Annotated in this window: 24 protein-coding genes; 16 read left to right on the forward strand and 8 right to left on the reverse strand. The window is 71.1% G+C overall.

The window, feature by feature from the left end; genetic code table 11:
- The first annotated feature begins 12 nt into the window (after positions 1–12).
- Positions 13–438, forward strand: coding sequence for a hypothetical protein (locus tag CF8_RS04155; RefSeq protein WP_010831885.1), 426 nt, complete (start codon positions 13–15; stop codon positions 436–438).
- A gap of 40 nt (positions 439–478) precedes the next feature.
- On the opposite strand, the gene CF8_RS04160 is transcribed toward CF8_RS04155, so the two are convergent.
- Both CF8_RS04160 and CF8_RS04165 read right to left on the reverse strand, forming a co-directional pair.
- Positions 479–1,276, reverse strand: coding sequence for an enoyl-CoA hydratase/isomerase family protein (locus CF8_RS04160; protein WP_010831886.1), 798 nt, complete (start codon positions 1,274–1,276; stop codon positions 479–481).
- A gap of 46 nt (positions 1,277–1,322) precedes the next feature.
- A complete protein-coding gene (locus CF8_RS04165; RefSeq protein WP_036490187.1) occupies positions 1,323–2,108 on the reverse strand; it encodes a PaaX family transcriptional regulator in 786 nt (261 codons plus the stop codon).
- A gap of 167 nt (positions 2,109–2,275) precedes the next feature.
- Here CF8_RS04165 and CF8_RS21370 point away from each other — a divergent pair, with 167 nt between their 5' ends.
- From CF8_RS21370 to CF8_RS04175, 3 genes are read left to right on the forward strand one after another with little or no spacing between them, the layout of a single operon-like run.
- Positions 2,276–2,443, forward strand: a complete 168-nt coding sequence (locus CF8_RS21370; RefSeq protein WP_084622999.1) for a DUF3117 domain-containing protein — start codon at positions 2,276–2,278, stop codon at positions 2,441–2,443.
- A 2-nt stretch (positions 2,444–2,445) separates the two neighbouring features.
- Entirely contained in the window at positions 2,446–3,978 is a 1,533-nt protein-coding gene (locus CF8_RS04170; protein ID WP_010831888.1) for a leucyl aminopeptidase family protein, read from the forward strand.
- Positions 3,978–4,316 carry a hypothetical protein gene (locus tag CF8_RS04175; RefSeq protein WP_010831889.1) on the forward strand — a complete coding sequence of 113 codons (339 nt, stop codon included), beginning with the start codon at positions 3,978–3,980 and terminating at the stop codon, positions 4,314–4,316. The genes CF8_RS04170 and CF8_RS04175 overlap by 1 nt, the downstream gene beginning before the upstream one ends.
- Positions 4,317–4,489: 173 nt before the next feature.
- On the opposite strand, the gene CF8_RS04180 is transcribed toward CF8_RS04175, so the two are convergent.
- Positions 4,490–5,128: an O-methyltransferase gene (locus CF8_RS04180; RefSeq protein ID WP_408635501.1), complete on the reverse strand. Its 639-nt coding sequence runs from the start codon at positions 5,126–5,128 to the stop codon at positions 4,490–4,492.
- A 239-nt stretch (positions 5,129–5,367) separates the two neighbouring features.
- Between CF8_RS04180 and sigE the strand changes: the two genes are divergently transcribed.
- From sigE to CF8_RS04195, 3 genes are read left to right on the forward strand one after another with little or no spacing between them, the layout of a single operon-like run.
- A complete protein-coding gene (gene sigE, locus CF8_RS04185) occupies positions 5,368–5,961 on the forward strand; it encodes an RNA polymerase sigma factor SigE (protein ID WP_010831891.1) in 594 nt (197 codons plus the stop codon).
- A complete protein-coding gene (locus CF8_RS04190) occupies positions 5,958–6,542 on the forward strand; it encodes a hypothetical protein (protein WP_036490189.1) in 585 nt (194 codons plus the stop codon). Before sigE ends, CF8_RS04190 begins: the two co-directional genes overlap by 4 nt.
- A gap of 10 nt (positions 6,543–6,552) precedes the next feature.
- The gene (locus tag CF8_RS04195) at positions 6,553–7,989 is read left to right on the forward strand and encodes a S1C family serine protease (protein WP_010831893.1); all 1,437 of its coding nucleotides are present in this window, start codon (positions 6,553–6,555) and stop codon (positions 7,987–7,989) included.
- Positions 7,990–7,997: 8 nt separating this feature from the next.
- Here the strand turns inward: CF8_RS04195 and CF8_RS04200 are convergent, their stop codons facing one another.
- Positions 7,998–8,240, reverse strand: a complete 243-nt coding sequence (locus tag CF8_RS04200) for a helix-turn-helix domain-containing protein (RefSeq protein ID WP_010831894.1) — start codon at positions 8,238–8,240, stop codon at positions 7,998–8,000.
- 128 nt (positions 8,241–8,368) lie between these two features.
- On the opposite strand from CF8_RS04200, the gene CF8_RS04205 reads away from it, so the two are divergent.
- The 3 genes from CF8_RS04205 to CF8_RS04215 all read left to right on the forward strand — a co-directional run bounded on the left by CF8_RS04205 (position 8,369) and on the right by CF8_RS04215 (position 11,648).
- Positions 8,369–9,040 (forward strand): hypothetical protein, encoded by a 672-nt coding sequence (locus CF8_RS04205; protein ID WP_156887142.1) that lies wholly within the window; start codon positions 8,369–8,371, stop codon positions 9,038–9,040.
- A gap of 13 nt (positions 9,041–9,053) precedes the next feature.
- Complete coding sequence (locus CF8_RS04210; protein ID WP_010831896.1) at positions 9,054–10,307, forward strand: AAA family ATPase; 1,254 nt, start codon at positions 9,054–9,056, stop codon at positions 10,305–10,307.
- A gap of 75 nt (positions 10,308–10,382) precedes the next feature.
- Positions 10,383–11,648, forward strand: a complete 1,266-nt coding sequence (locus tag CF8_RS04215) for a calcium-binding protein (protein ID WP_010831897.1) — start codon at positions 10,383–10,385, stop codon at positions 11,646–11,648.
- Here the strand turns inward: CF8_RS04215 and CF8_RS04220 are convergent, their stop codons facing one another.
- Both CF8_RS04220 and CF8_RS04225 read right to left on the reverse strand, forming a co-directional pair.
- On the reverse strand, positions 11,649–12,971 hold the full coding sequence (locus CF8_RS04220) for a hypothetical protein (RefSeq protein ID WP_010831898.1): 1,323 nt from the start codon (positions 12,969–12,971) through the stop codon (positions 11,649–11,651). It abuts the gene before it with no gap.
- 1 nt (position 12,972) lies between these two features.
- Complete coding sequence (locus CF8_RS04225; protein ID WP_010831899.1) at positions 12,973–13,431, reverse strand: hypothetical protein; 459 nt, start codon at positions 13,429–13,431, stop codon at positions 12,973–12,975.
- Positions 13,432–13,545: 114 nt separating this feature from the next.
- Here CF8_RS04225 and CF8_RS04230 point away from each other — a divergent pair, with 114 nt between their 5' ends.
- Genes CF8_RS04230 through CF8_RS04245 form a run of 5 tightly spaced genes read left to right on the forward strand, consistent with a single transcriptional unit; the run spans position 13,546 to position 18,366 of the window.
- Complete coding sequence (locus CF8_RS04230) at positions 13,546–15,003, forward strand: WS/DGAT/MGAT family O-acyltransferase (RefSeq protein ID WP_010831900.1); 1,458 nt, start codon at positions 13,546–13,548, stop codon at positions 15,001–15,003.
- On the forward strand, positions 15,000–15,332 hold the full coding sequence (locus CF8_RS04235; RefSeq protein WP_010831901.1) for a DUF6912 family protein: 333 nt from the start codon (positions 15,000–15,002) through the stop codon (positions 15,330–15,332). The genes CF8_RS04230 and CF8_RS04235 overlap by 4 nt, the downstream gene beginning before the upstream one ends.
- A gap of 9 nt (positions 15,333–15,341) precedes the next feature.
- On the forward strand, positions 15,342–16,976 hold the full coding sequence (gene pruA / locus CF8_RS04240; RefSeq protein ID WP_010831902.1) for an L-glutamate gamma-semialdehyde dehydrogenase: 1,635 nt from the start codon (positions 15,342–15,344) through the stop codon (positions 16,974–16,976).
- Positions 16,973–17,104 (forward strand): hypothetical protein, encoded by a 132-nt coding sequence (locus CF8_RS23420; RefSeq protein ID WP_269634806.1) that lies wholly within the window; start codon positions 16,973–16,975, stop codon positions 17,102–17,104. Before pruA ends, CF8_RS23420 begins: the two co-directional genes overlap by 4 nt.
- 5 nt (positions 17,105–17,109) lie before the next feature.
- Positions 17,110–18,366, forward strand: a complete 1,257-nt coding sequence (locus CF8_RS04245) for a hypothetical protein (protein ID WP_156887143.1) — start codon at positions 17,110–17,112, stop codon at positions 18,364–18,366.
- Positions 18,367–18,427: 61 nt separating this feature from the next.
- On the opposite strand, the gene CF8_RS04250 is transcribed toward CF8_RS04245, so the two are convergent.
- Together CF8_RS04250 and CF8_RS04255 are read right to left on the reverse strand one after the other, a co-directional pair.
- Positions 18,428–18,928 carry a DUF2505 domain-containing protein gene (locus CF8_RS04250; protein WP_232211569.1) on the reverse strand — a complete coding sequence of 167 codons (501 nt, stop codon included), beginning with the start codon at positions 18,926–18,928 and terminating at the stop codon, positions 18,428–18,430.
- A complete protein-coding gene (locus CF8_RS04255) occupies positions 18,918–19,388 on the reverse strand; it encodes a DUF2505 domain-containing protein (RefSeq protein ID WP_010831905.1) in 471 nt (156 codons plus the stop codon). Before CF8_RS04255 ends, CF8_RS04250 begins: the two co-directional genes overlap by 11 nt.
- 136 nt (positions 19,389–19,524) lie before the next feature.
- On the opposite strand from CF8_RS04255, the gene CF8_RS04260 reads away from it, so the two are divergent.
- Positions 19,525–24,423, forward strand: coding sequence for an NAD-glutamate dehydrogenase (locus CF8_RS04260; protein WP_010831906.1), 4,899 nt, complete (start codon positions 19,525–19,527; stop codon positions 24,421–24,423).
- Positions 24,424–24,428 lie beyond the last annotated feature (5 nt).

Consider the following 24,428-nt stretch of genomic DNA (forward strand, 5'->3'; position numbering starts at 1 on the left):
ACACTCCCGGTCATGTTCCTCGAAGTTCTCGTCTACATCCTGACCCCGCTGGCGGCGGTCGTCGTGGTCCTGACGCGCCTGCGGCTCAGCGGTGACGGGAGCGCTGCCGGCCGGCTCCAGATCAGTCACCAGCTGCTGTTGGCGCACACGGCCGTGGGCACGCTCGCGTTGTTGTCGTGGGTGCTGTTCCTGCTGTTCGCGCCCGACAGCCTGCTCGGCGGCGCGGGCGCGGGCATCGTCGCGATCGGCCTGTGGTGGATCACCACGATCGTCGGACTGCTGATCCTGGCCCGCTGGTTGCCGGCCCGCGGCAAGCACGCCGAGGCCGCCGCGACCGACTCCTGGAGCGAGGGTCCCTGGCTCTCGGTGCTCGCCCACGTCGGGCTCCTCGTGGGCGTGCTGATCTTCACCCTCGCCTACCTCACCGCAGCCGTCTGACCCGACGGCACCCCGCTGGGTCGGCGCACCTGCACCGAGCTCAGCGGCCGTGGAAGACCGGCTTCTCCTTCGCCACGAAGGCGGCGACCGCGGCGGCGTGGTCCTCGGTGGCGCCGGTGCGGTTCATCGCCTGGCCCTCGTTGGCCAGCGAGTCGGCGAACGAGTTCTGCGAGGAGAACGCCACCGACTGGCGGATGGAGGCGAACGCGACGGTCGGCCCGGCGGCCAGCCGGGTGGCGAGCGCGCTGACGGTCTCGGCGAGCTCGGCCGCAGGCACGACCTGGTTGGCCAGGCCGAGCGTCTCCGACTCCGTCGCGGAGACCGTGCTGGGGAAGTAGAGCAGCTCCAGCGCCTTGGCCTGCCCGACGAGTCGCGGCAGGTGATAGCTCGCCCCCGTGTCGGCCGCGAGGGCGACGCCGGCGAAGGCGAAGTTGAACCCGGCCGTGTCGGCCAGGACCCGCATGTCGCAGGCGAGCGCGAGGGACGCACCAGCGCCGGCCGCGACTCCGTTGACGGCCGCGACGACCGGCTTGGGCATGGTCGCGAGTGCGGTCACGATCGGGTTGTAGTGACGCTCGACGGTCGTGAACAGCTCGTCGCTCGCGCCGCTGCGGAGCAGCTCGATGTGCTCCTTGAGGTCTTGCCCGACGCAGAAGCCACGACCCGTGCCGGTCAGCACGACGCAGCGCACCGCCTCGTCGGCGGCGACCTGCTGCACGATGTCGCGCAGCAGCTCCTTGGTGGCGATGTCGAGGCTGTTCATCGCGTCGGGCCGGTTGAGGGTGATCGTGGCGATGGCGTTCTCGACGCTCAGCAGCACGGGCTGTTCGAGGCTCATTCCCGCAGTCTGCCAGCCGGCTGGGCGGTTGATCTGCGCCGACCCGTCAGGAGGTCTTCAGGGTGCGCGCGACGAACGTGGAGGCGGCCGGTCGCAGCCGCTCGCCCTCGACCTGGAAGAACGCAGTCGCGCGGTGCCCCGGCCAGTCCGTGGGGAGCAGCTCGCTGGGCAGCCCGGGGTCGGTGAAGAGGAACTTGCGCCACTCGTGGACCAGCCGGAAGCGGGCTGCGTAGGCCGCCTCGTCCGGATCCGCGTGCGCGGCGAGGTCGGCTGCCATCCGGTCGGCCGCTTCGCGCATCCAGACGTCGTACGCCGCCGCCAGCGCCTCGAGGTCCCACGCCTGCACCGGCGCGTCGGCGGGGTCGAAGTCCTCGACCACGGCAGTGGTGGCGCTCGCGCCGACGCGGGCCAGCGTGGCCTCGAGCTCGGCGCGGGGGAAGGGGCTCACCCACACCCGGTCGGCGAGCTCTGCATAACCGAGGAACGGCAGGTCGCGCAGCACCGCGGCCCGGGTCGTGCGATCGGCGTACGGCGCCACGAAGACGAGCTGCCACGAGCCGTCCCAGGAACGTGGCTGACGCTGGTAGATCCGCGTGGCCGACTCCTCGAGCCGCCGGACCGCCTGCGTGGTGGCGGCATAGCCGCGCGCGCCCTCGACGGTGGCCGGCGCGAGCCAGCCCTGCGAGACCATCCTGGAGACGGCGGTCCGCACCGCCGGCGCAGCGATGCCGAGAGGCGCGAGCAGGCGCACCAGATCGGCCACCGCGGCCACGTGTCCGTGTGTCCCGAGGTGGTCGCCGTACACATCGAAAAGTGCAGACCTGGCGTGCATGCGAGGAGTCTGCCAGCAGTGCTCGGAGACCTGTGGTCCCCGTCACGCCCGGCATGGGGGATAATGGATTCCTAGAACGCCGTCGAGGAGGCCCCAGCCGCCTCGATTTCGCATGTGGAGCCAAAGACCGGTGATCCACTCCCGCAGAATCAGGAAGAGGTGCGCCGATGGCCGCCATGAAGCCCCGGACGGGCGACGGACCACTCGAGGTGACCAAGGAAGGACGCGGCATCGTCATGCGCGTGCCGCTCGAGGGTGGTGGCCGCCTCGTGGTCGAGCTCAACAAGGACGAGGCCGCCGCGCTCGGCGACGCACTCAAGGACGTCGTCGGCTGATCGTGGCCGCCTCGTTGAAGCTTCCCGCCCAGGTCTCCCCGCCGGAGTTCGCCCTCAGCCCGGCCCTGCCGCACCAGATCGGCGGCGCCGAGGTGTGGGCACTGCCGGTGATCCCCGCGGACGCCGAGGACGGCTCTGTCGCCCTCGGGCCGGGTGCGGAAGAGGTGGGCGAGCTGTTCGGGCTCGACCTGCTCGGTCTCCTCGAAGCCCAGAAGGCCACCGGCCGGACCGGTGAGGTGACCACGGTCCCCGTCGTCCACGACGACGTGCAGGTGCTCCTGCTGGTCGGGGTTGGGGAGCAGACGGTGACCGACTTCCGGCGCGCCGGGGCGACCCTGGCCCGCGCGACCAAGGACCGCGCCAGCGTGGCCACCTCGATCACCGCGATCGCTCCCGACGAGGGCCTCGGTGCCTTCGTCGTCGGCGCGATGCTCGGCTCGTTCGGGTTCCACTGGCGCTCGACCGGGCCCCAGGAACGACCCGTGGCGCGCATCGTCCTCGGCGGCACTGTCGACGAGGTCGCCGACGAGGAGCTCGCCCGCGCCCTGGCCGCCGGCGGTGCCGGCTGGCGCTCGCGGATGCTCGCCTCGGTGCCCTCCAACCTCAAGACGCCGGCCTGGCTGGCCGAGCAGGCCGAGGAGTTCGCCGCCGCTGCAGGTCTCGACGTCACGATCTGGGACGAGCAGCGCCTGGCCGAGGAGGGTTTCGGTGGCGTGCTCGCCGTCGGCGCCGCCTCGGTGTCGCCGCCGCGACTGATCCGTCTGGACTACTCGCCGCGAGGCGCCACGAAGAGCACGCCGACCGTGGTGCTCGTCGGCAAGGGCATCACCTTCGACACCGGCGGCCTGGACATCAAGCCCCCCTCCGGCATGTTGTCGATGAAGCGCGACATGTCCGGTGGTGCCGCGGTGCTGGCCACCATGGCCGCGCTGCGCGACGTCCAGTGCCCCGTCAAGGTGATCGGGCTCGTGCCGGCCGCCGAGAACGCCATCGGTGGTGCCGCGATGCGCCCCGGTGACGTGATCCGGCACTACGGCGGGCGCACCAGCGAGGTCAACAACACCGACGCCGAGGGTCGGCTGGTGATGGCCGATGCGATGGCCTACGCCGTGGCCGACCTTGAGCCCGACGTGCTGGTCGACATCGCCACCCTGACCGGAGCGATGAAGGTCGCCCTGGGGCAGGGCACCGGCGGCTACTTCGCCAACAACGACGCGCTGGCCGGCCGGCTCGCGGAGGCGTCCGAGTTCTCGGGCGAGCTGCTGTGGCGGATGCCGCTCGTGGCGGACTACGAGGAGCGGGTCAGCTCCAAGGTCGCCGACGGCGACAACGCCGCCGGCGGTGCAGGCGCGATCACCGCGGCCCTGTTCCTCCAGCACTTCGCGGGCGACGTCCCGTGGGCGCACATCGACTTCGCCTCCATCGCCGAGGCCCCGGAGGAGCGCTACGAGTGGACCCAGGGGCCGACCGGCTTCGGTCCGCGCCTGTTGCTGGCCTGGCTCGGCTCCGAGGCCCCACTCGAAGGGATCGTGTGATGAAGGGTCTCAGTGTCCGGTGGTCGCTCGCGACGGCCGAGGACGGTGTGGAGGAGCAGCTGTCGACGTACGTCGCGGAGAGCTCCCATGCCCGCTTCACCGGCATGGCCGGGCTCCAGTTCAAGACCTGGCGGATGGTGCCGGGTGAATGGTTCGAAGGTAGCTACGTCTTCTCCTCCGACGAGGTGCGCGCCGAGTTCCAGGCGACCTTCACCGCAGGTGCCGCCGAGTCGCCCGTCTCGCAGCTCGTCGGCTCCGGGCCGGTGCTGATCGAGCCGTGCGACATCGTCGCGATCGCCGAGGGCTGGGACGGCTTCAACGCCGCTCCCCGCGCCTGACTTCTTCTCGCTCCCGCAGCGGTGAGTGAGCCACATTCGAAGTCACTCGAATGTGGGTGTGCCACCGCCGCTCCGGGTGAGTCGTGGCGACACGTCGTACGGCGGTGGGTGAGCCACCTTTTGCTTCGCTCGAATGTGGCTGGGGCACCGCTGCACGTCAGGCTGAGTGTCCCTCAGGTCTCGGGCGTCCAGACCTTCTTCGCGACCAGCAGTCCGTCACCAACGGGCAGCAGCACGGGCACGAGCGACTCGTTCTCCGCGATCGTGCGACCCAGGTCGCGGATCGCCACGGTCTCCTCGTCGCGCTGGGCGGGGTCGGCGACCCGGTCGTGCCACAGGGCGTTGTCGAAGGCCACGACGCCGCCGGGACGCAGCAGGCGCAGGGCCTCCGCGAGGTAGGCGGGGTATTCGCGCTTGTCACCGTCGCAGAACACGATGTCGTAGTGCCCGTCGGTGAGGCGGGGGAGCACGTCGAGGCCGGCGCCGGCGATCGTGCGGGCGCGGTTGGCCGAGATGCCGGCGTCGCTGAAGGTCTCCTTGGCGAGGCGCTGGTGCTCGGCCTCGATGTCGACCGTGGTCAGCACGCCGTCGGCGCGCATGCCGCGCAGGAGCCAGAGGCCGGAGACACCGGTGCCGGTGCCGATCTCGACCACGGCACGCGCGTCCAGCACGGAGGCCAGGAAGCGCAGCGCAGCACCACCGCCGGAGCCGATCGGAGCGACCCCGACCTCCTCGGCACGGGCACGCGCAGCGGCCAGGATGTCGTCCTCCGCCACGAACTCTTCGGCGTAGGTCCAGCTCGCGGGCTTGATCGGGGTGGTGATGATGATCCTCCTGGAGACGGGACGCGCGCGTGCGCACAGCGTGGCAGCGACTCTATCGCTCCCGGCGGGGACTTCCGGGAACACACGAGCTGACCCGTCCGTTGTGCACGAAGAGTCCCAATCCTGAGCAGGCTCGCGGTGCTTTCACAGGGTCCTCTCAGACCCGGTCCCTAGGTTGAGGAGGTCAGACACTGTTCGGTCAGCAGCTCAAGCGCCAGGGGGCACCGATGATGGACCAGAGTGAAGCCACCGTCGGCGTGCCGACGTGGGACGAGGTCGTCGAGAACCACTCCGACCGCGTCTTCCGCCTCGCCTACCGCCTCACCGGCAACCGGCCCGACGCCGAGGACCTCACGCAAGAGGTCTTCATCCGGGTCTTCCGCTCGCTCGACACCTACACGCCCGGCACCTTCGAGGGCTGGCTGCACCGCATCACCACCAACCTCTTCCTCGACGGCGCCCGCCGCAAGCAGCGGATCCGCTTCGACGCCCTCTCCGACGAGCGTGCCTCGCGGTTGGAGAGCACCGACGTCGCCCCCGAGACGTCCTACGCCGACCAGCGCTTCGACGACGACATCGAGCTGGCGCTGGCGACCCTGCCGCCCGACTTCCGCGCAGCCGTCGTGCTGTGCGACGTGGAGGGCCTGACCTACGAGGAGATCGCCGAGATCCTCGACGCCAAGCTCGGCACGGTCCGCTCCCGGATCCACCGAGGCCGGGCGATGCTGCGCCGTGCGCTGGCGCACCGGGCCCCCACCGAGGGCCGCGAACGCTACGCCGGCCCCGTGCTCGGGCCCGATGTCCCGGGACATCGGTCGTGATGCACCTCGGGTCGCGCGTCAGCGCGCTCCTCGACGGCCGGCTGCCGGCAGCGGAGGAGGAGCGGGCCTGGGCCCACGTCCACGAGTGCCACCCCTGTCGTGACCTCGTCGAGCGCGAGGGCTGGATCAAGACCCGGCTCGCCGGGCTCTCCTTCTCCGACCGGGCTGCGTGCGAGGCGCCCGACGGGCTCAAGAGCTCGCTGCTCGCAGCCGCAGGCTGCGGGTCGGCGCTGGCCCCGGCGCCGTTCCCGACCGCGTCGAGCACCTTCCGCTCGCGCCATCGTTCCCTGGTCGCCATCGGCGGTGGTGCCGCCGGCGCTGCCGTCGTCGGCGTGCTCGCCCTCGGCGCCGTCAGCACTCCCCAGCTCGAGCGCAGGGCCCCCGTCAGCGATCTGTCGCGCCCGACCGAGACGTCGACGCCGGTGCTCGACGACCGGACCGGCGGCCGGACCGGTGACCGGACCAGCGACCGTGCGGCAGACCGGGCCCAGCGTGCCGAGCGGCAGCGTGCCCGGCGCCAGGAGACCGCGCCGACCGATCCCACCCCCCACGTCGTAGTGGTGCGTGAGCGCCTCGGGTGAGAATGGGCCCGTGAGCGACCAGACCTCCGGACCCAACTCGCCCGATCCAGACGCGCAGCCTGCCGTCGAGCCCGATGGCGAGCCCGACGCCGAGCCCACGCAGCCGATCACCGGAGCGGGCTGGACCTCACCGTCGCAGTCGCACCGTCCGCCGGCTCGACCGGTGGAGCCCGCGCCGGCTCCCGCGGAGCAGCTCGCCCACCAGCCGGCCCCGTCGCCGATCCCGCCCCAGCAGTCGCCGTGGGGTCCGCCGCAGGACACCGCGCAGCTCCCGGGCCAGCCCTACGGTGCCTCCGGGCCGACGACTCCGATGCAGCAGCACCGCGATGATGACCGGCCGAGGGGCCGCGTCTCCGGCTGGGTCTGGCCGGTCGTCGCGACGATGTCCCTCCTGCTCGGCCTGATGGGCGGCTTCCTCGGTGCCCTGGGCTACGACGAGTGGGAGGACAGCTCCTCGACGTACGACGACGGGCTCGACGCCGTCCAGACGCAGGACTCCGCTCCGCTGGAGGCCGACAACGGCTCGGTCCCGGCCGTGGCCCAGGCACTGCTGCCCAGCACCGTGCAGATCCTGGCCGCCTTCGAGGGTGAGGACGAGGGTGCCACCGGCTCCGGCTTCGTGCTCGACCGCGAGGGCCACATCGTCACCAACAACCACGTCGTGCAGGCGGCCGCCGAGGACGAGGGGCCGATCAAGGTGGTCGACTTCGAGGGCGTGCGCCACGACGCGACCGTTGTCGGTCGCAGCCCCGTCTACGACCTCGCGATCTTGAAGATCACCGACGCCGGCGCCCTCGAACCGGCCGCTCTCGGCTCCTCGGTGGGCCTGCGCGTGGGTGACCCCGTCGTCGCCTTCGGCTCGCCGCTCGGGCTCAGCCAGACGGTGACCTCGGGGATCGTCAGCGCCCTGGACCGGCCGGTCACCACCGGCGACGAGGACAACGTCTCGTCCTACATCAACGCCGTCCAGACCGACGCGGCGATCAACCCCGGCAACTCCGGCGGCCCGCTCGTCAACCTCGCCGGCGCGGTCGTCGGGGTCAACTCGGCCATCGCGACCACCGGTGGGGGCAGCCTCGGCGGCGGGGGCTCGGGCAACATCGGCGTCGGCTTCGCGATCCCGATCGAGCAGGTCCGCACCACGGCCGACCAGATCCTGCGCAACGGCGAGGCGCAGTACCCCGTCATCGGTGCGCAGGTGCGCACGGGCGGCGCCGAGTCGGTCGGCGCCCTCATCACCGAGGTCAACGAGGGCACGCCCGCCGAGGACGCCGGGCTGCGCAAGGACGACGTCGTGACCCAGGTCGACGGCAAGCCCGTCACCGACGGCATCGCGCTGATCGTGGCCATCCGCACCCACCAGCCGGGCGACACCATCGAGTTCACCGTCAACCGCGACGGGTCGGAGCAGGCCTTCGAGATCACCCTCGACGGCGAGGTCGGCTGAGTCGCACCTCAGCCGTCGTCGCGACCGGCTTCGCTCTCCACGAACGGGTGGGCGGTGACGAAGGTCTTCGTCTCGTCATACATCCGCTCGATGTACTTCTCCAGCTCCGAGCCCTCCACGCGCCACTGTCCGCGGCCGCCGATCTTGATCGCGGGCAGGTCGCCACGGCGCACCAGGGCATAGACCTGGGCGCTGGACGTGTTGAGCACCTCGGCCACGTCGGCCAGCGTGAGGAAGCGGGGGGAGGCCATGGCGACATGGTGCCACTCGAGACGCAGCCGGAGGTACGGCGCCTCGCGGGCTGTGGAGAACTGTTGAGCCCTGGTGCACCTGTGGACAACGACTCGTGCCGGATGGCATCTGAGGTCATGATGTGTCGGTGTCTCGGACCCACGCTGCCATCGACGTCCCCACCGCCACCCGCGCCCAGCCTCCGGGGTGGCGCGATCCTCGTCTCTGGATCGGGATCGCGATCGTCGCCGTGTCGATCATCGCCGGTGCTCGCATCCTCGGTGCGGCCGACGACTCGGTGAGCGTGTGGGCCGCCGCGCGCGACGTCGCGCCGGGCGACACGGTCGGTGTGGACGACCTGGTCTCCACGTCGGTGCGTTTCGGTGAGAGCACCGACGCCGCCCGCTATCTCCTGACCTCCTCGCCGTTGCCCGACGACCTCACCCTGGTGCGGGCCCTGGGAGAGGGCGAGCTCGTGCCGGCCGCGGCCCTCGGCTCGGGTGATGAGGCCGACACGGTGATCGTGTCGCTGGCCTTCCCGCACGAGCTGATCCCGACCAACATCGGGACTGGATCGTTGATCGAGCTCTTGGTGATCCCGGCGGACGGCGCGAGCGACGACAAGCGGGGCAGCATCGAGCCGACCACGGTGCTCTCCGACGTCGTGGTCATCGACGCTCCGTCCGCCGCGGACTCACTGGGCAGTGTCAGCCGCGGCCGCCAGCTGGTGCTGGGGATCCCGGAGACGGACTCCGACGCCCTGGCGGAGATCCTGTCGGCCAGCGAGGACGAGCGCGTTCGCGTCCTCGTGCGCGGTTGAGGGCGGCGGCGCGATGATCTGCGTCCTGATGATGGCCTCCGGGGCCGCCTGGGAGTCCGACGCCTTCGCCCGGCTGACGAGCGCCGGTGGTGTCGTGGTGCTCAAGCGCTGTGTCGACGTCGACGACCTGCTCGCCACCGCGACCAGCGGCCAGGCCGACGTCGCCGTCATCGGCCTCGACGCCCCGGGCCTCGACCCGTCGGCCGTCACCCACCTGAGGCGCTACGCCGTCCGGCCGGTCGCCGTCGCCTCGACGTCCGCCGACGACCTGGACGTCCTCGCGCGGGCCGAGCGCCTCGGCATCGCCGCCCTCGTCGCTGCCGACGACCTCGACTCGTTGCCGGAGGTCGTCTCGACCGTGGAGGACCTCGGCGACACCCAGGTCCGGGGCGGCGAGGACTTGCCGTCCGCCGTCGTCACGACACCCGCCGACGAGCACCGGGTCGTGGCCGTCTGGGGGCCGGGCGGTGCTCCGGGACGCACCACGGTGGCGGTCTCGCTGGCGGCCGAGCTCGCGCGCCGGGGCAGCCCGGCCGTGCTCGTCGACGCCGATCCCCACGGTGGGGGCGTCGCCCAGCAGCTGGGCATCCTCGACGAGGTCTCCGGCCTGCTCTCCGCGGCCAGGCTGGCCGGTGCCGGCCAGCTCGGCGACCGTTTCCTGTCCACCACGCGCGCGGTCGGTGACCAGCTCACGGTCGTCACCGGACTGCCGCGCGCCGATCGGTGGATCGAGGTCCGCGCCAGTCACCTGGAGTCCGTCGTCGACCGGGCACGCGAGCTCGGCGACGTCGTCCTCGACACCGGGTTCAGCCTCGAGGACGACCCGGGCGGCGACTTCGGCGCCCGACCGGCGCGCAACGCGATGACCCTGACCGCGTTGGGAGCCGCCGACGAGATCGTCGTCGTGGGCGCGGCCGACCCCGTCGGGCTCTCGCGCCTCGCGCGAGGGCTCGTGGAGCTGCGTGAGATCACCGGTGGAGCGCCGGTGCGGGTAGTGGTCAACCGCATGCGTTCGAGCCTGGGCTGGTCGGAGCGTGAGATCGCGGGCATGGTCGAGGGCTTCTCCCGGGTCTCCGGCCTGCACTTCCTGCCCGACGACCAGTCGGCCGTCGATCGCGCACTCGTGGCAGGCAGGTCGCTCGTCGAGGGCGGGGACGGCCAGCTGGTGCGCGCGCTCGGCGGCGTCGTCGATGCGGTGTTCCCGACGACCCTGGTCGGTCACGAGCCCCGGCGCCGCGGCGCCCGTCGCAGGCTCGCCCGAAATTGAGGTTTCCACCCCGAGAGTTGGTCCGTGGGGTCAAGATGGTGGTCCCCCCACCCTCTTGATCAAGGACCTCCCACCATGATCCGCACTCTCGGCCGCTGCGTCGCGCCCGCCCTCCTCGCCGTCTGCCTGGCAGCTCCCGCCCTGGCCGCGTCCAACGGCCCGACGAGGGGCAACGACAACATCCAGGGCACCAGCGGGCGCGACCGGATCGTCTCGCTCAGCGGCAACGACAAGATCGCCAGCCGGGGCGGCAAGGACACCGTGCTGTCGGGTCCCGGTCGCGACCGGGTCGACGCCGGTGGCGGCAGTGACATGGTCCAGGCCGGGCCCGGCAACGACACGATCGAGGGCGCCAACGGTCACGACCGCCTGGCCGGCAGCTCCGGCAACGACTCGATCTCGGGCGGCCTCGGCAACGACCGGCTGCTCGGTGCGGTCGGTCTCGACACGATCGACGGCGGCGACGGCAACGACACGATCCAGGGTCAGGGCAGCGACGACCGGCTGTTCGGCGGGTCCGGCGTGGACACGATCCTCGGCGCGGAGGGCAACGACGCCATCGACGCCGGGATCGGCGACGACGTGGTCGACGGCGGCACGGGCAGCGACAGCATCCTGGGCGGGGACGGCAACGACGACCTCGACGGCAATGGTGACCACGACAGCATCGACGGCGGGACGGGCGACGACCACCTCGCCGGTGCGTCCGGCGACGACACCATCGCCGGGGGTGAGGGCAGCGAGCACATCAACGGCGGCGACGGCAACGACGTCCTCGACGGCGGGCCCGGCGACGACGGGGTGGCGCCGGGCGCCAGCGGCACGGCCGAGATCAACGGCGGCGCGGGGAACGACCGGCTCATCGGCGGTGAGGGCAACGACAAGCTGATCGGGCTCGACGGCGACGACCACCTCGACGCGGGTCCGGGCGACGACTACTCACTCAGCGCAGGTCCCGGCAACGACACGATCATCGACGGCGCCGGCAACGACCTCTACGTGAAGGGCGACGAGGGCGATGACGTCATCTTCCTCGGCCCCGGTGCCGACAGCGCCTTCTCCGAGCAGGGCAACGACACGATCTACCTCTACGACGACGGCTTCCGCGACGAGATCTACTGCGACGACTACGACGACATCGGCACCCCGGCCGAGGGCATGAACGACCGGGTCTTCTTCGTCGGGCGTCGCGACCCCCTCGACAAGGTGGTCGGTGACCGGAACACGTGCGAGGTCGTCGAGGTCATCCAGCACCTGCCTGCTGGGTGGCCCTACGGTCCGGTCCCCGGCGCGAGTGCGCGCGCGGCGTCCAGCCCGACCGCGGAGCGCCGCCTGTTCTGATCAGGCGGCGAAGAGCAGGTAGAGCCCGCCCACGGTGAAGCCGACCATGGCGACCAGCAGCGGGAGCTGACCCGTCAGCTGGTGGCGGGCCGGGAGAAGCCGGACGGCCCGGTCGTGGGCGGCAATCACGCCGAGCACGTGGCCTGCCACGACAGCCAGCACCTTGAGCCGGGCCAGGAACGTCGGGTGGTAGGACAGCCAGCGGTTCACGGTCAGGTCAGCGGTGCCCAGCAGGTTGTCGCCCCGGCTGAGCGGGTCGCTGAGCTGGATGATCGTGGTCTGGCCGTACTCCACGAGGTAGGCGAGGTAGTGGGCGATGATGTAGCCCACGATGATCGGCACGACCGAGTGCGCGAACAGGTCGGGCAGGGCGCTTCGCCGTACGCCGTCGCCGACGCCCGTCGTCATGGTGCCGAACGCGAAGAGCAGCGCGATGCCGGCGCAGAAGGCCAGCAGCCCGAGGTTGTTGAGCAGGTCGGGGCTGATGGTCGTCGACTGGATGAACTGCACCCAGGGGCTGGAGTCCTTGAAGGAGTCGAACGCCGTGCTGCCGAACAGCACCGCCACGACCGCCACGAGCCCGGGCTTGGCCGGCAGGCTGTCGAGGTTGGCCAGGGGCGAGCGGATCAGCAGGCGGTCGTCGCGGTGGCCCCAGATCGAGAGCTTGGCGACGAGGGACGAGTAGACCTCGAAGGGATCGGCGTGCTCGTAGAACTTGTTGCCGAACAGGGCGCCGCCGATGAGCATGATCGCGAGGTAGGCCGCGCACCACAGCCGCACTGGTCCGATCTCGGTCGAGTGCGGATAGACGAGCTCGAGCCAGACGAAGGCGAACAGGCCGATCGCCGCCGGCCAGTAGCCCAGTCGCGCGGGGTAGGTGTAGAGGCCGACCGACGGGTCGCTGCCGGACGCCTTGGCGAGGAGCCAGTTGATCGTGCGGCTCGGGCTGATCGCCTTCCAGACGGGTCCGAACAGCAGCGACAGTGGCACGATCCCGACCCACACCAGGACGTAGAACACCCCGAGGAACGGGTTGATCAGGGTGTCCTGGCCGGCGATGGCGGCCCAGCCGACGTAGAGCAGGGCGAGCACGCCGAAGGCGCGCCACCCGGCACGCCACGGCGTCGAGGACGTCAGGGAGTCGAGCCACGCGGGCGCCGTACGACCGCTCGTGGCCGCGTCGTAGCGCGGCTTGCGCCAGGCGACGGCCAGCACGGTGAAGGAGACGACCAGGGCCGCGACAGCGCCGGCGATCGCCAGCTCGAGCGGGATCGGCAGGTCCTTGGCGCCGCCGATGCCGTGGGCCAGGAGCTTGTCGCCCACCTCAGCGGACTTCGAGCTGGACGATCACCAGGTCGAGCGTGTGCGACTCGACGTCGACCAGGCCCGGCTGGTCGATGGTCAACGGCAGGTCGGTGGTGCCGGCTTCGTAGCTGAGCGCCTGCTCCGGGGTGGAGTGCACGTGGATCTCGCCGGGGGCGTCGGAGGTGACCCGCAGGACGATCTCCTCGCCGACCGCGGCATCCACGCGCTCGCCGTTGGGCTCCACGGTGTCGCCGGAGACCGTGATCTCGATGACCTGCGCGGCGGGTGCCTCGGGCGACCCGGTGTCCGACGGGGTCTCGGTCGACTCCGGTGAGGTCGTCTCGCCGACCGGGCCGGTCGGGTCGGCGTCCTCGGAGCAGCCGCTCAGCACGAGGCCGAGGCCGATCGTGAGGGCCGCGGCCAGGAGGGCCGGGCGGGTGGATCGGCGGCGCCGGGTGGTCGGCATGGTGCGGGGCATGTGGACTACTCCTCGTATGACTGCGGTTCCTCTGCCACAATCCCACGCGGAGCAAGAGAGTGGTGCCCGGGGTGTGTCAGCCTGTGGTGGCCGCCACCGACACGAAGGGCACACATGAGCGAGCGTTTGCGACCCCGGGACCTGGCATTCCTGGCCACCGAGTCCTCGCGGACGCCGATGCACAACGCGACCGTCGAGATCTTCGATCCGGGCGAGTCCGGGTTCGACTACGCGCGCCTCGTGGAGCTGATCGCCGACCGCATCGCCTTCGTCCCGCGCTACCGCCAGCGCCTGCAGTGGATTCCCGGACGACTGGCGACGCCGGTGTGGGTGGACGACCCCGAGTTCGAGCTGAGCTACCACGTCCGCCGCTCGGCGCTGCCGCGTCCCGGCGGCCACGACCAGCTGCGCGAGCTCGTCGCCCGCATCGCCTCGCGTCCCCTCGACCGCTCCCGGCCGCTGTGGGAGACCTACTTCGTCGAGGGCCTCGCCGGTGGCCGGGTCGCGGTGCTCACCAAGAGCCACCAGATCCTGGTCGACGGCCGGGAGACCGTCGACATCGGCCAGGTGCTCCTCGACACCGAGCCCGACCGCCCCGAGCTCGGGCACGACGAGTGGCACCCGCGCGGTCGCCCCGACGCGCTGTCGCTCACTCTGGGCGCCATCACGGACTCGATCGAGCGTCCCTCGACCCTGGTCAAGACGGTCCAGGCCAACACCCAGTCCATCGTGCGTACGGCGAGCTCCGCCCGCCACCGCGCCAGTGACGTCGCAGGGGCGCTGGCCGGGCGCAAGCCCGTCGCCTCCTCGCCGATCAACGGGCCGCTCTCGCGGCAGCGCCGGTTCCTCATGATCCACACGCAGCTCGACGACTACAAGCGGATCAGGCGCGTCCACGGCGGCACCATCAACGACGTCATCCTCGCGACCCTGACCGGTGGCCTGCGGGGCTGGCTGATGACGCGCACCGAGTCGATGGCCGGCCTGAAGACGATCAAGGCCATCGTGCCGATGTCGGTGATCGACGACGAGCTCGAGCCGACCTCCCTCGGCACCCAGGTCGCCGGCCACCTCGTCAACCTGCCCATCTCCGAGCCGTCGCCCGTGGTGCGGCTGCACCAGGTCAGCTACAGCTTCCAGGCCCACAAGGAGACCGGGCGCGGGGTGGGCGCCGAGCGTCTCGCCGGGATCGCCGGCTTCGCACCGACGACCTTCCACGCGCTCGGCTCGCGGGTGGCGGCCGACGAGCTGCGCCGCGGCTTCCACCTCTCGGTGACCAACGTGCCGGGACCGCAGTTCCCGCTCTACGCCGGTGGCGCGACGATGCTGGAGACCTATCCCGTGCACCCGCTGCTGCCCGAGCACGCGCTGGCCGTCGGGGTGACCTCCTACAACGGCAGCGTCTTCTACGGCATCACCGCCGACCGCGACGCCCTGCCCGACGTCGACACCCTCGGCCAGTGCATCGTCGAGGCGCTCGACGAGCTGACGGAGTCCGCCAGCGAGAGCCGCCAGCGGGCGCCGCGGGGCCGGAAGAAGACCACCACTCCGACCAGGACGGACCAGTCGTGAGGGTCTACCTCCCGCTGACGCTGGCCTCCCTCGCCGAGGCCCACGACGCCGGCGTCGTGCCCGCCGACGTCGAGAAGGTCGTCGCCGAGGACGAGTCGGAGGAGGCGGAGTACGCCGCCTTGATGACCGCCGCCGACGCGTCCGCCGCGCTCGGCACCGGCTCGGGTCGGCGCGTCGTGCTCGCGGCCGACGTGGTCGATGCGGCGGGCGCCGTACCCCGCAAGAGCTGGGCAGCGGTGCACGTCGACACCGAGGACGACGCCGACCCCGACGACGACCTCGCGTGGTACGGCATCCAGGAAATTTCGGACGTGCTGGCAGGTCGCTAAGGTCGGTTCATGGATGCGATCACGTTCCCACCGGCTCCCATCAACGAGCCCAACCTGACCTACGCCCCCGGCAGCCCCGAACGGGCTGACCTGAAGGTGGAGCTCGCCCGTCTCGAGAGCAAGCAGCACACCCTGCGCGCCCACATCAACGGCAAGAAGCGCAACGGCGGCGGTGCTGAGATGAAGGTCGTGCAGCCGCACGACCACCAGCACGTGCTCGGGACCTTCAAGAACTCCACGACCAAGGACGCCGAGGCCGCGATCAAGGCCGCGTCCGCGGCCGCGTTGCCCTGGCAGCGAATGCCCTTCGACGAGAAGTGCGCGATCATGCTCAAGGCCGCCGACCTCCTCGCGGGGCCGTGGCGCCAGCGGATCAACGCCGCGACGATGCTCGGCCAGTCGAAGACCGCCTTCCAGGCGGAGATCGACTCGGCGTGCGAGCTGATCGACTTCTGGCGGTTCAACGTCCACTACGCCAAGCAGATCCTCACCGACCAGCCGATGGCCAACAGCCCGGGCATCTGGAACCGCACCGACCACCGCCCGCTCGAGGGTTTCGTCTACGCCATCACGCCGTTCAACTTCACCGCGATCGCCGGCAACCTGCCGACCGCGCCCGCGCTGATGGGCAACACCGTCATCTGGAAGCCCTCGCCGACCCAGCAGCTCGCCGCGTCGCTGACGATGGAGCTGCTCGAGGAGGCCGGCATGCCGCCGGGCGTCATCAACATGCTCCCCGGCGACGGCCTCGACGTCTCGAAGGTCGCGCTGACGCACCCCGACCTCGCCGGCATCCACTTCACCGGCTCGACGCCGACCTTCCACCGGCTCTGGAAGGGCGTGGGCGAGAACATCGACCGTTACCGCTCCTATCCGCGGATCGTCGGCGAGACCGGCGGCAAGGACTTCATCGTCGCCCACCCGTCCGCCGACCCCGACGTCGTGCGGGTCGCGATGATCCGAGGCGCGTTCGAGTTCCAGGGCCAGAAGTGCTCCGCAGCCTCTCGTGCGTACGTCGCCAGGTCGGTGTGGGCCAAGATCAAGGACCAGCTCATCGCGGAGACCGAGGGCCTGGCCATGGGCGACGTCACCGACTTCACCAACTTCATGGGCGCCGTGATCGACGAGCGTGCCTTCGCCAAGCACAAGAAGGCGATCGCGCGGGTGCGCGCCAACAAGCACCTCACGCTGATCGCCGGCGGCCAGACCGACGACTCCGTCGGCTGGTTCGTGCGACCGACGATCATCGAGTCGACCGATCCGACCGACCAGATGTTCTCGGACGAGTACTTCGGACCGATCCTGGCGGTGCACGTCTACGACGACGACAAGTTCGAGTCGGTCGTCGCGCAGATGGAGTCGTTCGCGCCCTACGCCCTGACCGGGGCGATCATCTCGCAGGACCGCGCGGCCATCGCGTGGGCACGGCGCGAGCTCCGCTTCGCGGCCGGCAACTTCTACATCAACGACAAGCCCACCGGTGCCGTGGTGGGGCAGCAGCCCTTCGGCGGTGGCCGCGCGTCGGGCACCAACGACAAGGCGGGCTCGGCGGTCAACCTGCTGCGCTGGACGTCGCCGCGCTCGATCAAGGAGACCTTCGTGCCGCCGAAGGACTACCGCTACCCCTACATGGACGCCGAGTGACCGCTCTGCACATGGGGTCGCTGCACCCCTTCGAGCAGGCGCTGACGCTGGTGCTGGCGTTCGGCCCGTTCGTGCTGCTCGGCCTCGTGGTCTGGCACCGACGACGCCACGACGGCGCGGACGGCTGACGGTCGTGCGGGCGCCTCGCCTGTACGCCGCTGTGCTGGCCGTCGCCCTCGTGGCGGCGGCCGGCTGCAGTGCTGAGGTGGACGGCGTTCCTCCCGACGGGGTGGCCCCCAGCGCGGAGCCGACGTCCGCGGCGTCGGGCTCGAAGGCCTGGGTCGCAGACGTGCGGGTGCGGCCCGACTGGATCGGGCGCGACGCGCCGTGGATCTGGGAGTACAGCGACGACGTCGTGGTGATCGCGCCGCGCGGGCTGGTCGCGCTCGACCAGGAGACGGGCGCGGAGGTGTGGCGCCTGCCGCTGGGTGGTCAGGTGTGCGGGGCGACTCCGGTGCCCTCGAAGCTCGGACTCGTGGCCGTCACCGTCGGTCGCTGCGAGCCGGCCGGCCGACCCACACGCGCCGGGATGTCGGTCCTGACCGACGAGCCGGCCACCGCGCGCCGTACGACCGTGAAGGCCGTGGACCTGGAGAGCGCCTCGGTCGTCTGGGAGCGGCCGTTTCCCGGGGCGCCGACGCTCGAGGTCGGCGGAGAGGCGCTGCTCGTCGCGGGGCGCTGCAGTGCGCGTCGCTTCGACCTCGGCACCGGAGCGCCGCTCGGCCGTCTCGCGGCCGGCTGTGACAACCAGGTGCTGGTGCGCGACGGCGTGGTCGTCGTCTCGAGCGCAGGCGGCGGGCCTCCCTGGCGCGCCGTCGAGGTCACGTCGGGGGAGACCGTCGCCGAGGTGACGGTGTCCGACCCCTACAACCCGCTCAGGATCCTGGCGGGCCAGCCGCTGACCGTGCTGGCCGCGGACACCGCCGACGGGCGGTCGGTCGTGGTCAGGCTCGAGCCCGACGGCGTGCGCGAGCTCGCCGACGTCTCCACGGAGGCGCAGGACGCCTTCGTCACCGCCACGGACGAGTCGGTCGTGCTGGCGGGGGAGGCCTGGCCCGGCGCCACCGAGCTCTCCCTGGACGACGGCTCGACCTTGGGTGGGTTCCCGGGCGTCGGCGCCGAGCGGTGGATCCCGTTCGCCCGCCTGGACGGCGGGGTGCTCGGGTTCGAGGGCACCCAGGAGGCCCTGAACGCAGGCCGCGGGAGGCTCACGCTGCGCTCGCTCCGCGACGATTCGCTCACCGAGCTCGGCTCAGAGGTGTTCCTGAACGACACCAACCTGGCTGTCGCAGCACCCAAGGCAGTCGTCATCGACGACGTCCTGCTGATGCCGAGCCACGGGAACGGCGGAGTGCTGGCCCATCGCCTCACGCTGCCTTCGGCTTCGTGACGATCCTTCGGCCCTCCTCAACCTCCGAGGGTCGGCGGTTGAGGAGGTCGCGCAGCGATCGTCACGAAACCCCGAGCCACCTCAGGCCGACCTTGTTCTCGGCGCGCAGTGCCTTGGCGAGCAGGCCGGCGATGAGGTCCTCGACCTTGCCGCCGACGAAGGGGATGTTGACCTTCACGGTGAGCGCCACAGTCTCGACCACGTCGTCACCGACCTGGGCGAGGTCGAAGGTGCCCGACATGTCGCCCGGCTTGCCGGGGATCGTCACCCGGACGTCGGCGTGGGTGTCGCTGGTCCACGTCTCCTCCTGAACGATCGCGATCTCGTCGCCGACGAGCTTGCGCGCGAAGGAAGGGATCTGCTCGGTCCCGTGGACGATCTCGACGCGGGCGGTGCTGCCGGCGCCGACGCCGTCGAGCTCGGCCGAGCTGCGCACCGCGCGCTGGTAGGTCGCGACCTCCTCGCGGAACGCCGGGTCGGCGTACATCGCGAGCACCTGCTCGATGGTGGTGCCGGGATAGGTCAGCTTCTCGGAGATGTTCTTCGACATGTCAGCGCTCACCGGCCAGCCAGGCGGTGCCGACGACGTGCTCGCCGTCCCAGCCCTCCTTGAGCTTGGTGGCGATGAGGCTCTCGAGCTTGCCGCCGACCAGCGGGATCTTGGCCTTGGCCTCGCCGTCGAAGCTGTCGAGCGTGCCGTCACCGTCGGCCGTCAGGGTGCGGACGCCGCTGATCGAGCCGGGGGTTCCCGGGATCGTGATCGAGAAGTCCGCCGAGTCGGAGCCGTTCCACGCCTCGGCCTGGATGACCCGGCTGTCGTCGCCGACGATCTTGCGGGCGAAGCCCGGCAGGTCTGTGTTGGGCTGCTGCATCTCGAGGGTGACGGTCCCGCCGTTCACGGAGACGTCGACCGAGGTCACTCCTTGGGCCAGCGCCGCCTTCTCGCGGAAGGCCGGGTCCGTGAGCATGGCGTAGACGTCGGCGACCGGCGCGTCATACCTGACTGAGTGGGTGAGCTTCATGGGCGACATCCTCACGGCAATCGCCGGTCTTGACCAGCATGTCCGTCAGCGCGTCCGTCGGCTCTTGGTCACGATGTGACCGGCCAGTACGCGCCCGTGTTGTGTGCGTCACAAGCGGGCCCCTAGGGTCGGGGGTGTGGTGAACGTCGAGGACGACAAGGCCGAGCTTCTTGACCGCGCCGAGGGAGTGGCGCTGGCCTCCCGAGGCACCGGTGGCCCGCCGCACGCGCAGGTCGGCGAGCTGCTCGGCGCCTACTACCGCCACGTCGCGCCGGAGGACCTCGCCGGCCGCAGTCCCGAGGACGTGTACGGCGCCCTCGCCTCCCACTACGCCATCGCGACGTCGCGTCCGCAGGGCACGGCGGCGGTCCGTGTCGTCACGCCCAACCCGGTCGACGTGGGCTGGTCGGCCGGCGGTCACTCGGTCGTCGAGGTCGTCACCGACGACATGCCCTTCCTCGTCGACTCGGTGACGATGGAGCTGGCCCGGCTCGACCACAACGTGCACGTCGTCATCCACCCGAGGTTCGAGGTCACCCGTGACATCACCGGCGGGCTGCAGCGCGTCGGCGCCCTCGCCGACGGCGTGGTCGAGGAGGCCGCCCCCGACTCCCTCGAGGAGTCGTGGATGCACGTCGAGATCGAGCGCGTCGTCGAGCAGGACGAGGTGGCCGAGATCGTCGACAGCCTCCAGCGCGTGCTCCGCGACGTCCGCGAGTCGGTCGAGGACTGGCGCAAGATGGCCGATCGCGCCCTCGCGGTGGTGGCCGACATCGAGGACAACCCGCCGCCGATCTCCGCCGGTGAGATCAAGCAGAGCTGCGACTTCATCCGCTGGCTGGCCGACGACCACTTCACGTTCCTCGGCTACCGCGAGTACCGCCTCGAGTCGGTGGGCGAGGGGCCCGACGAGGAGTGGGCGCTGCGCGCCGTACCCGGCACCGGGCTGGGCGTCCTGCGCGCCGACCAGGACATGTCCTCGTCGTTCGCCAAGCTGCCGGCGCTGGTGAAGGACAAGGCGCGCGAGAAGACCTTGCTGGTGCTGGCCAAGGCCAACTCCCGCGCCACGGTGCACCGCCCGGCGTGGCTCGACTACGTCGGCGTGAAGACGTTCGACGACAACGGCGAGGTCGTCGGCGAGCGCCGTTTCCTGGGGCTCTACTCGAGCGCCGCCTACACCGAGTCGGTCACCCGCATCCCGCTGCTGCGCGAGAAGACGAGCAGCATCATGCGCAAGGTCGGCTTCGACTCGCGCAGCCACGCCGGCAAGGCGCTGATGGACACGCTCGAGAACTACCCGCGCGACGAGCTCTTCCACACTCCCGCCGAGGAGCTCGCACCGACCGTCGAGGCGGTGATGTTCGCCCGCGAGCGCCGGCAGCCGCGCCTGTTCGCGCGCCGCGACACCTACGGCCGCTACGTCTCCGTGCTGATCTACCTCCCGCGCGACCGCTACAACACGACCGTGCGCGAGCGCTTCGCCGACATCCTCAAGGAGCGCCTCAACGGCGACAGCGTGGAGTTCACCGCCCGCGTCAACGAGGCCACGACCGCCCGCGTCCACTTCGTCGTCCACCCCGCGAAGGGCGAGACGATCCCCGACATCGACGTCGCCGACCTCGAGCGGCGCATGGTCGAGGCCGCGCGCTCCTGGCGCGACGACTTCACCAACGCCGTCGTCGCGGAGTACGGCGAGGAGCGGGGCTCGCGCCTGTCGCGCACGTGGTCCGCGTCGTTCCCGGAGGCCTACAAGGAGGACTTCAACCCCCGCACGGGCGCCGCCGACCTCGGCCGGCTGGAGGCCATCGAGGGCGACGAGGGCATCGACCTCGCGCTGTTCGAGCAGGTCGACGCCGGTCGCGGCGAGGCCCGGCTGAAGGTGTTCCGGGTCGGGGCGCCGCTGTCGCTGAGCGCCGTCCTGCCGATGCTCGCCTCGATGGGTGTCGAGGTCGTCGACGAGCGGCCCTACGAGCTCGCCGGGCTCGGTCGCGAGTCCTACATCTACGAGTTCGGGCTGCGCTACGGCCAGCAGCTGCCCGATACCGCCCGCCAGCTCTTCGCCGACGCGCTGCGTGCGGTGTGGGAGGGCTACAACGAGACCGACGGCTTCAACGCGCTCGTGCTCGGCGCCGGGCTCACCTGGCGCCAGGCCACGGTCCTGCGCGCCTACGCGAAGTACATGAAGCAGGGCAACTCGCCGTTCGCGCTCGACTACATCGAGGAGGCGCTGCGCAACAACGTCGACATCACCCGGCTGCTGGTGGACCTCTTCGAGGCCCGCTTCGACCCGGGCAAGAGCGACCTCGCGGGCGACGCCGAGGCGCGTACGGCGCGGATCGAGGTCGTCGAGGAGAAGCTCGCCACGGCCCTCGACGACGTGGTCAGCCTCGATCACGACCGCATCCTGCGGTCCTACCTCACCCACATCCGCGCCACCCTGCGCACGAACTACTTCCAGACGACCGCGGACGGCGCGCTGCACCCCTACATGTCCTTCAAGCTCGAGCCGTCGTCGATCCCCGACCTGCCCGAGCCGCGACCGACCTACGAGATCTTCGTCTACTCGCCCCGCGTCGAGGGAGTGCACCTGCGCTTCGGCTCCGTCGCGCGCGGTGGCCTGCGCTGGTCGGACCGTCGCGACGACTTCCGCACCGAAGTGCTGGGCCTGGTGAAGGCGCAGATGGTCAAGAACACCGTGATCGTGCCGGTGGGCGCCAAGGGCGGGTTCTTCTGCAAGCAGCTGCCCGACTCCTCCGACCGTGAGGCCTGGCTGGCCGAGGGCAAGGCCTGCTACACGACCTTCATCTCCGGCCTGCTCGACATCACCGACAACCTCGTCGACGGCCCCGAGGGCAGCACCGTCGTGCCGCCGACCGGCGTCGTGCGCCACGACGGCGACGACACCTACCTCGTGGTGGCGGCCGACAAGGGCACCGCGACCTTCTCCGACATCGCCAACGGCGTGGCCGGCGACTACGGCTTCTGGCTCGGCGACGCGTTCGCCTCGGGCGGCTCGGTGGGCTACGACCACAAGGCGATGGGCATCACCGCCCGCGGCGCCTGGGTCTCGGTCCAGCGGCACTTCCGCGAGCGCGGCATCGACTGCCAGACCGAGGACTTCACCGCGGTCGGCATCGGCGACATGTCCGGTGACGTCTTCGGCAACGGCATGCTCTGCTCCGAGCACACGCGGCTCGTCGCCGCCTTCGACCACCGCGACATCTTCATCGATCCCGACCCCGATGCCGCGGTCTCCTACGCCGAGCGCAAGCGCCTCTTCGAGCTGCCGCGCTCCTCGTGGCAGGACTACGACAAGAGCCTGATCTCCGCCGGGGGCGGTGTGTGGTCGAGGGCGTTGAAGTCCATCCCGATCTCTGCCGACGTACGCCGCGCGCTGGGCCTGGCAGACGACGTCGTCAAGCTCACGCCGGCCGAGCTGATGCGGGCCGTGCTCCTCGCGCCGGTCGACCTGCTGTGGAACGGCGGCATCGGCACCTACGTGAAGTCCGCCGAGGAGGTCAACGCCGACGCCGGCGACAAGGCCAACGACGCGATCCGCGTCAACGGCGGCGAGCTGCGCGCGAAGTGCGTGGGGGAGGGCGGCAACCTCGGCCTCACCCAGCTCGGCCGCATCGAGTACGCCCGCGAGGGCTGCGGCGGCGAGGGTGGTCGGATCAACACCGACTTCATCGACAACTCGGCGGGTGTGGACACCTCCGACCACGAGGTCAACATCAAGATCCTGCTCGACAAGGTGGTCGCCGGCGGTGACATGACCCAGAAGCAGCGCAACACGCTGCTCGCCGAGATGACCGACGAGGTCGCCGACCTGGTGCTGCGCGACAACTACGAGCAGAACCTCGCCCTGGCCAACGCCGCCGCGCACGCCGTACCCCTCCTGCACGTGCACGAGGACTGGATGAAGGAGCTCGAGCGGCGCGGGGTCCTCAACCGCGACCTCGAGGCGCTGCCGGCCTCGCGCCAGGTGAAGCGCATGCTGGAGAGTGGCCGGGGCCTGTCGATGCCCGAGCTGTCGGTGCTGCTGTCGTGGACCAAGATCGTGCTGGCCGACGAGCTGCTCGCGTCCGACCTGCCCGATGACCCCTACCTCCGCGACGACCTGCTCGCCTACTTCCCCTCCCGGATGCAGGCCGACCACGTGCCGGCCATGGAGGAACACCCGCTGCGCCGCGAGATCATCGTGACCCAGGTCGTCAACGACCTGGTCAACGGCGCCGGGATGACCTTCATCCCGCGGCTCAAGGGCGAGACCGGGGCGAGCGTCGCCGACCTGACCCGGGCCAACTTCGTCGCGCGGGAGATCTTCGGGTCGCTGGCGATGCGCCACGAGATCGCCTCCTACGACAACCAGGTGCCCGCCGAGCGGCAGACCCGGATGCGGATCGAGATGCGCACCCTCGTCGAGCGCAGCTCGCGGTGGCTGGTCAACAACCGGCGGCCCCCGCTCGACTCGGTCGCGACCGTGGACTTCTTCCAGGGCCGCGTCCAGTCCGTGATGGCGGTGCTGCCGGAGCTGATGAGCGGCCAGGAGCTCGACGACTTCATCGGTCGCCGCGACCGGCTCACCACGGCCGGGGTCCCCGACGACCTGGCGACGCGCGTCGCCGTGCTCGCTCCGGCCTATGCGCTGCTCGGCATCATCGAGACGGCCGACGAGCTCGACCTCGATCCCGTCGAGGTCGCCCGGGTGCACTTCGCGCTGGGGGAGCGGCTCGGGCTGCCGGCCCTGGTGCAGCGGATCTTCGCGCTGCCACGGGACGACCGCTGGCAGACGATGGCCAGGGCCGCGGTGCGCGACGACCTCTATGCCGTGCACCAGCAGCTCACGGCTGCCGTCATCTCCTCCACCTCGGCCGAGGATTCCGCGCCGGCGCGGGTCGCCGAGTGGGAGGACGCCGACGCCGAGCTGATCGGTCGGGCCGCGGCCACGCTGACGGAGATCTGCCGCGACGAGGCCGCCGACCTGGCCCGGCTGTCGGTGGGCCTGAGGGTGGTGCGCGGACTGCTGTCCTGACGGGA

The sequence above is a fragment of the Nocardioides sp. CF8 genome, assembly GCF_000389985.1.
GTDB lineage: Bacteria > Actinomycetota > Actinomycetes > Propionibacteriales > Nocardioidaceae > Nocardioides > Nocardioides allogilvus.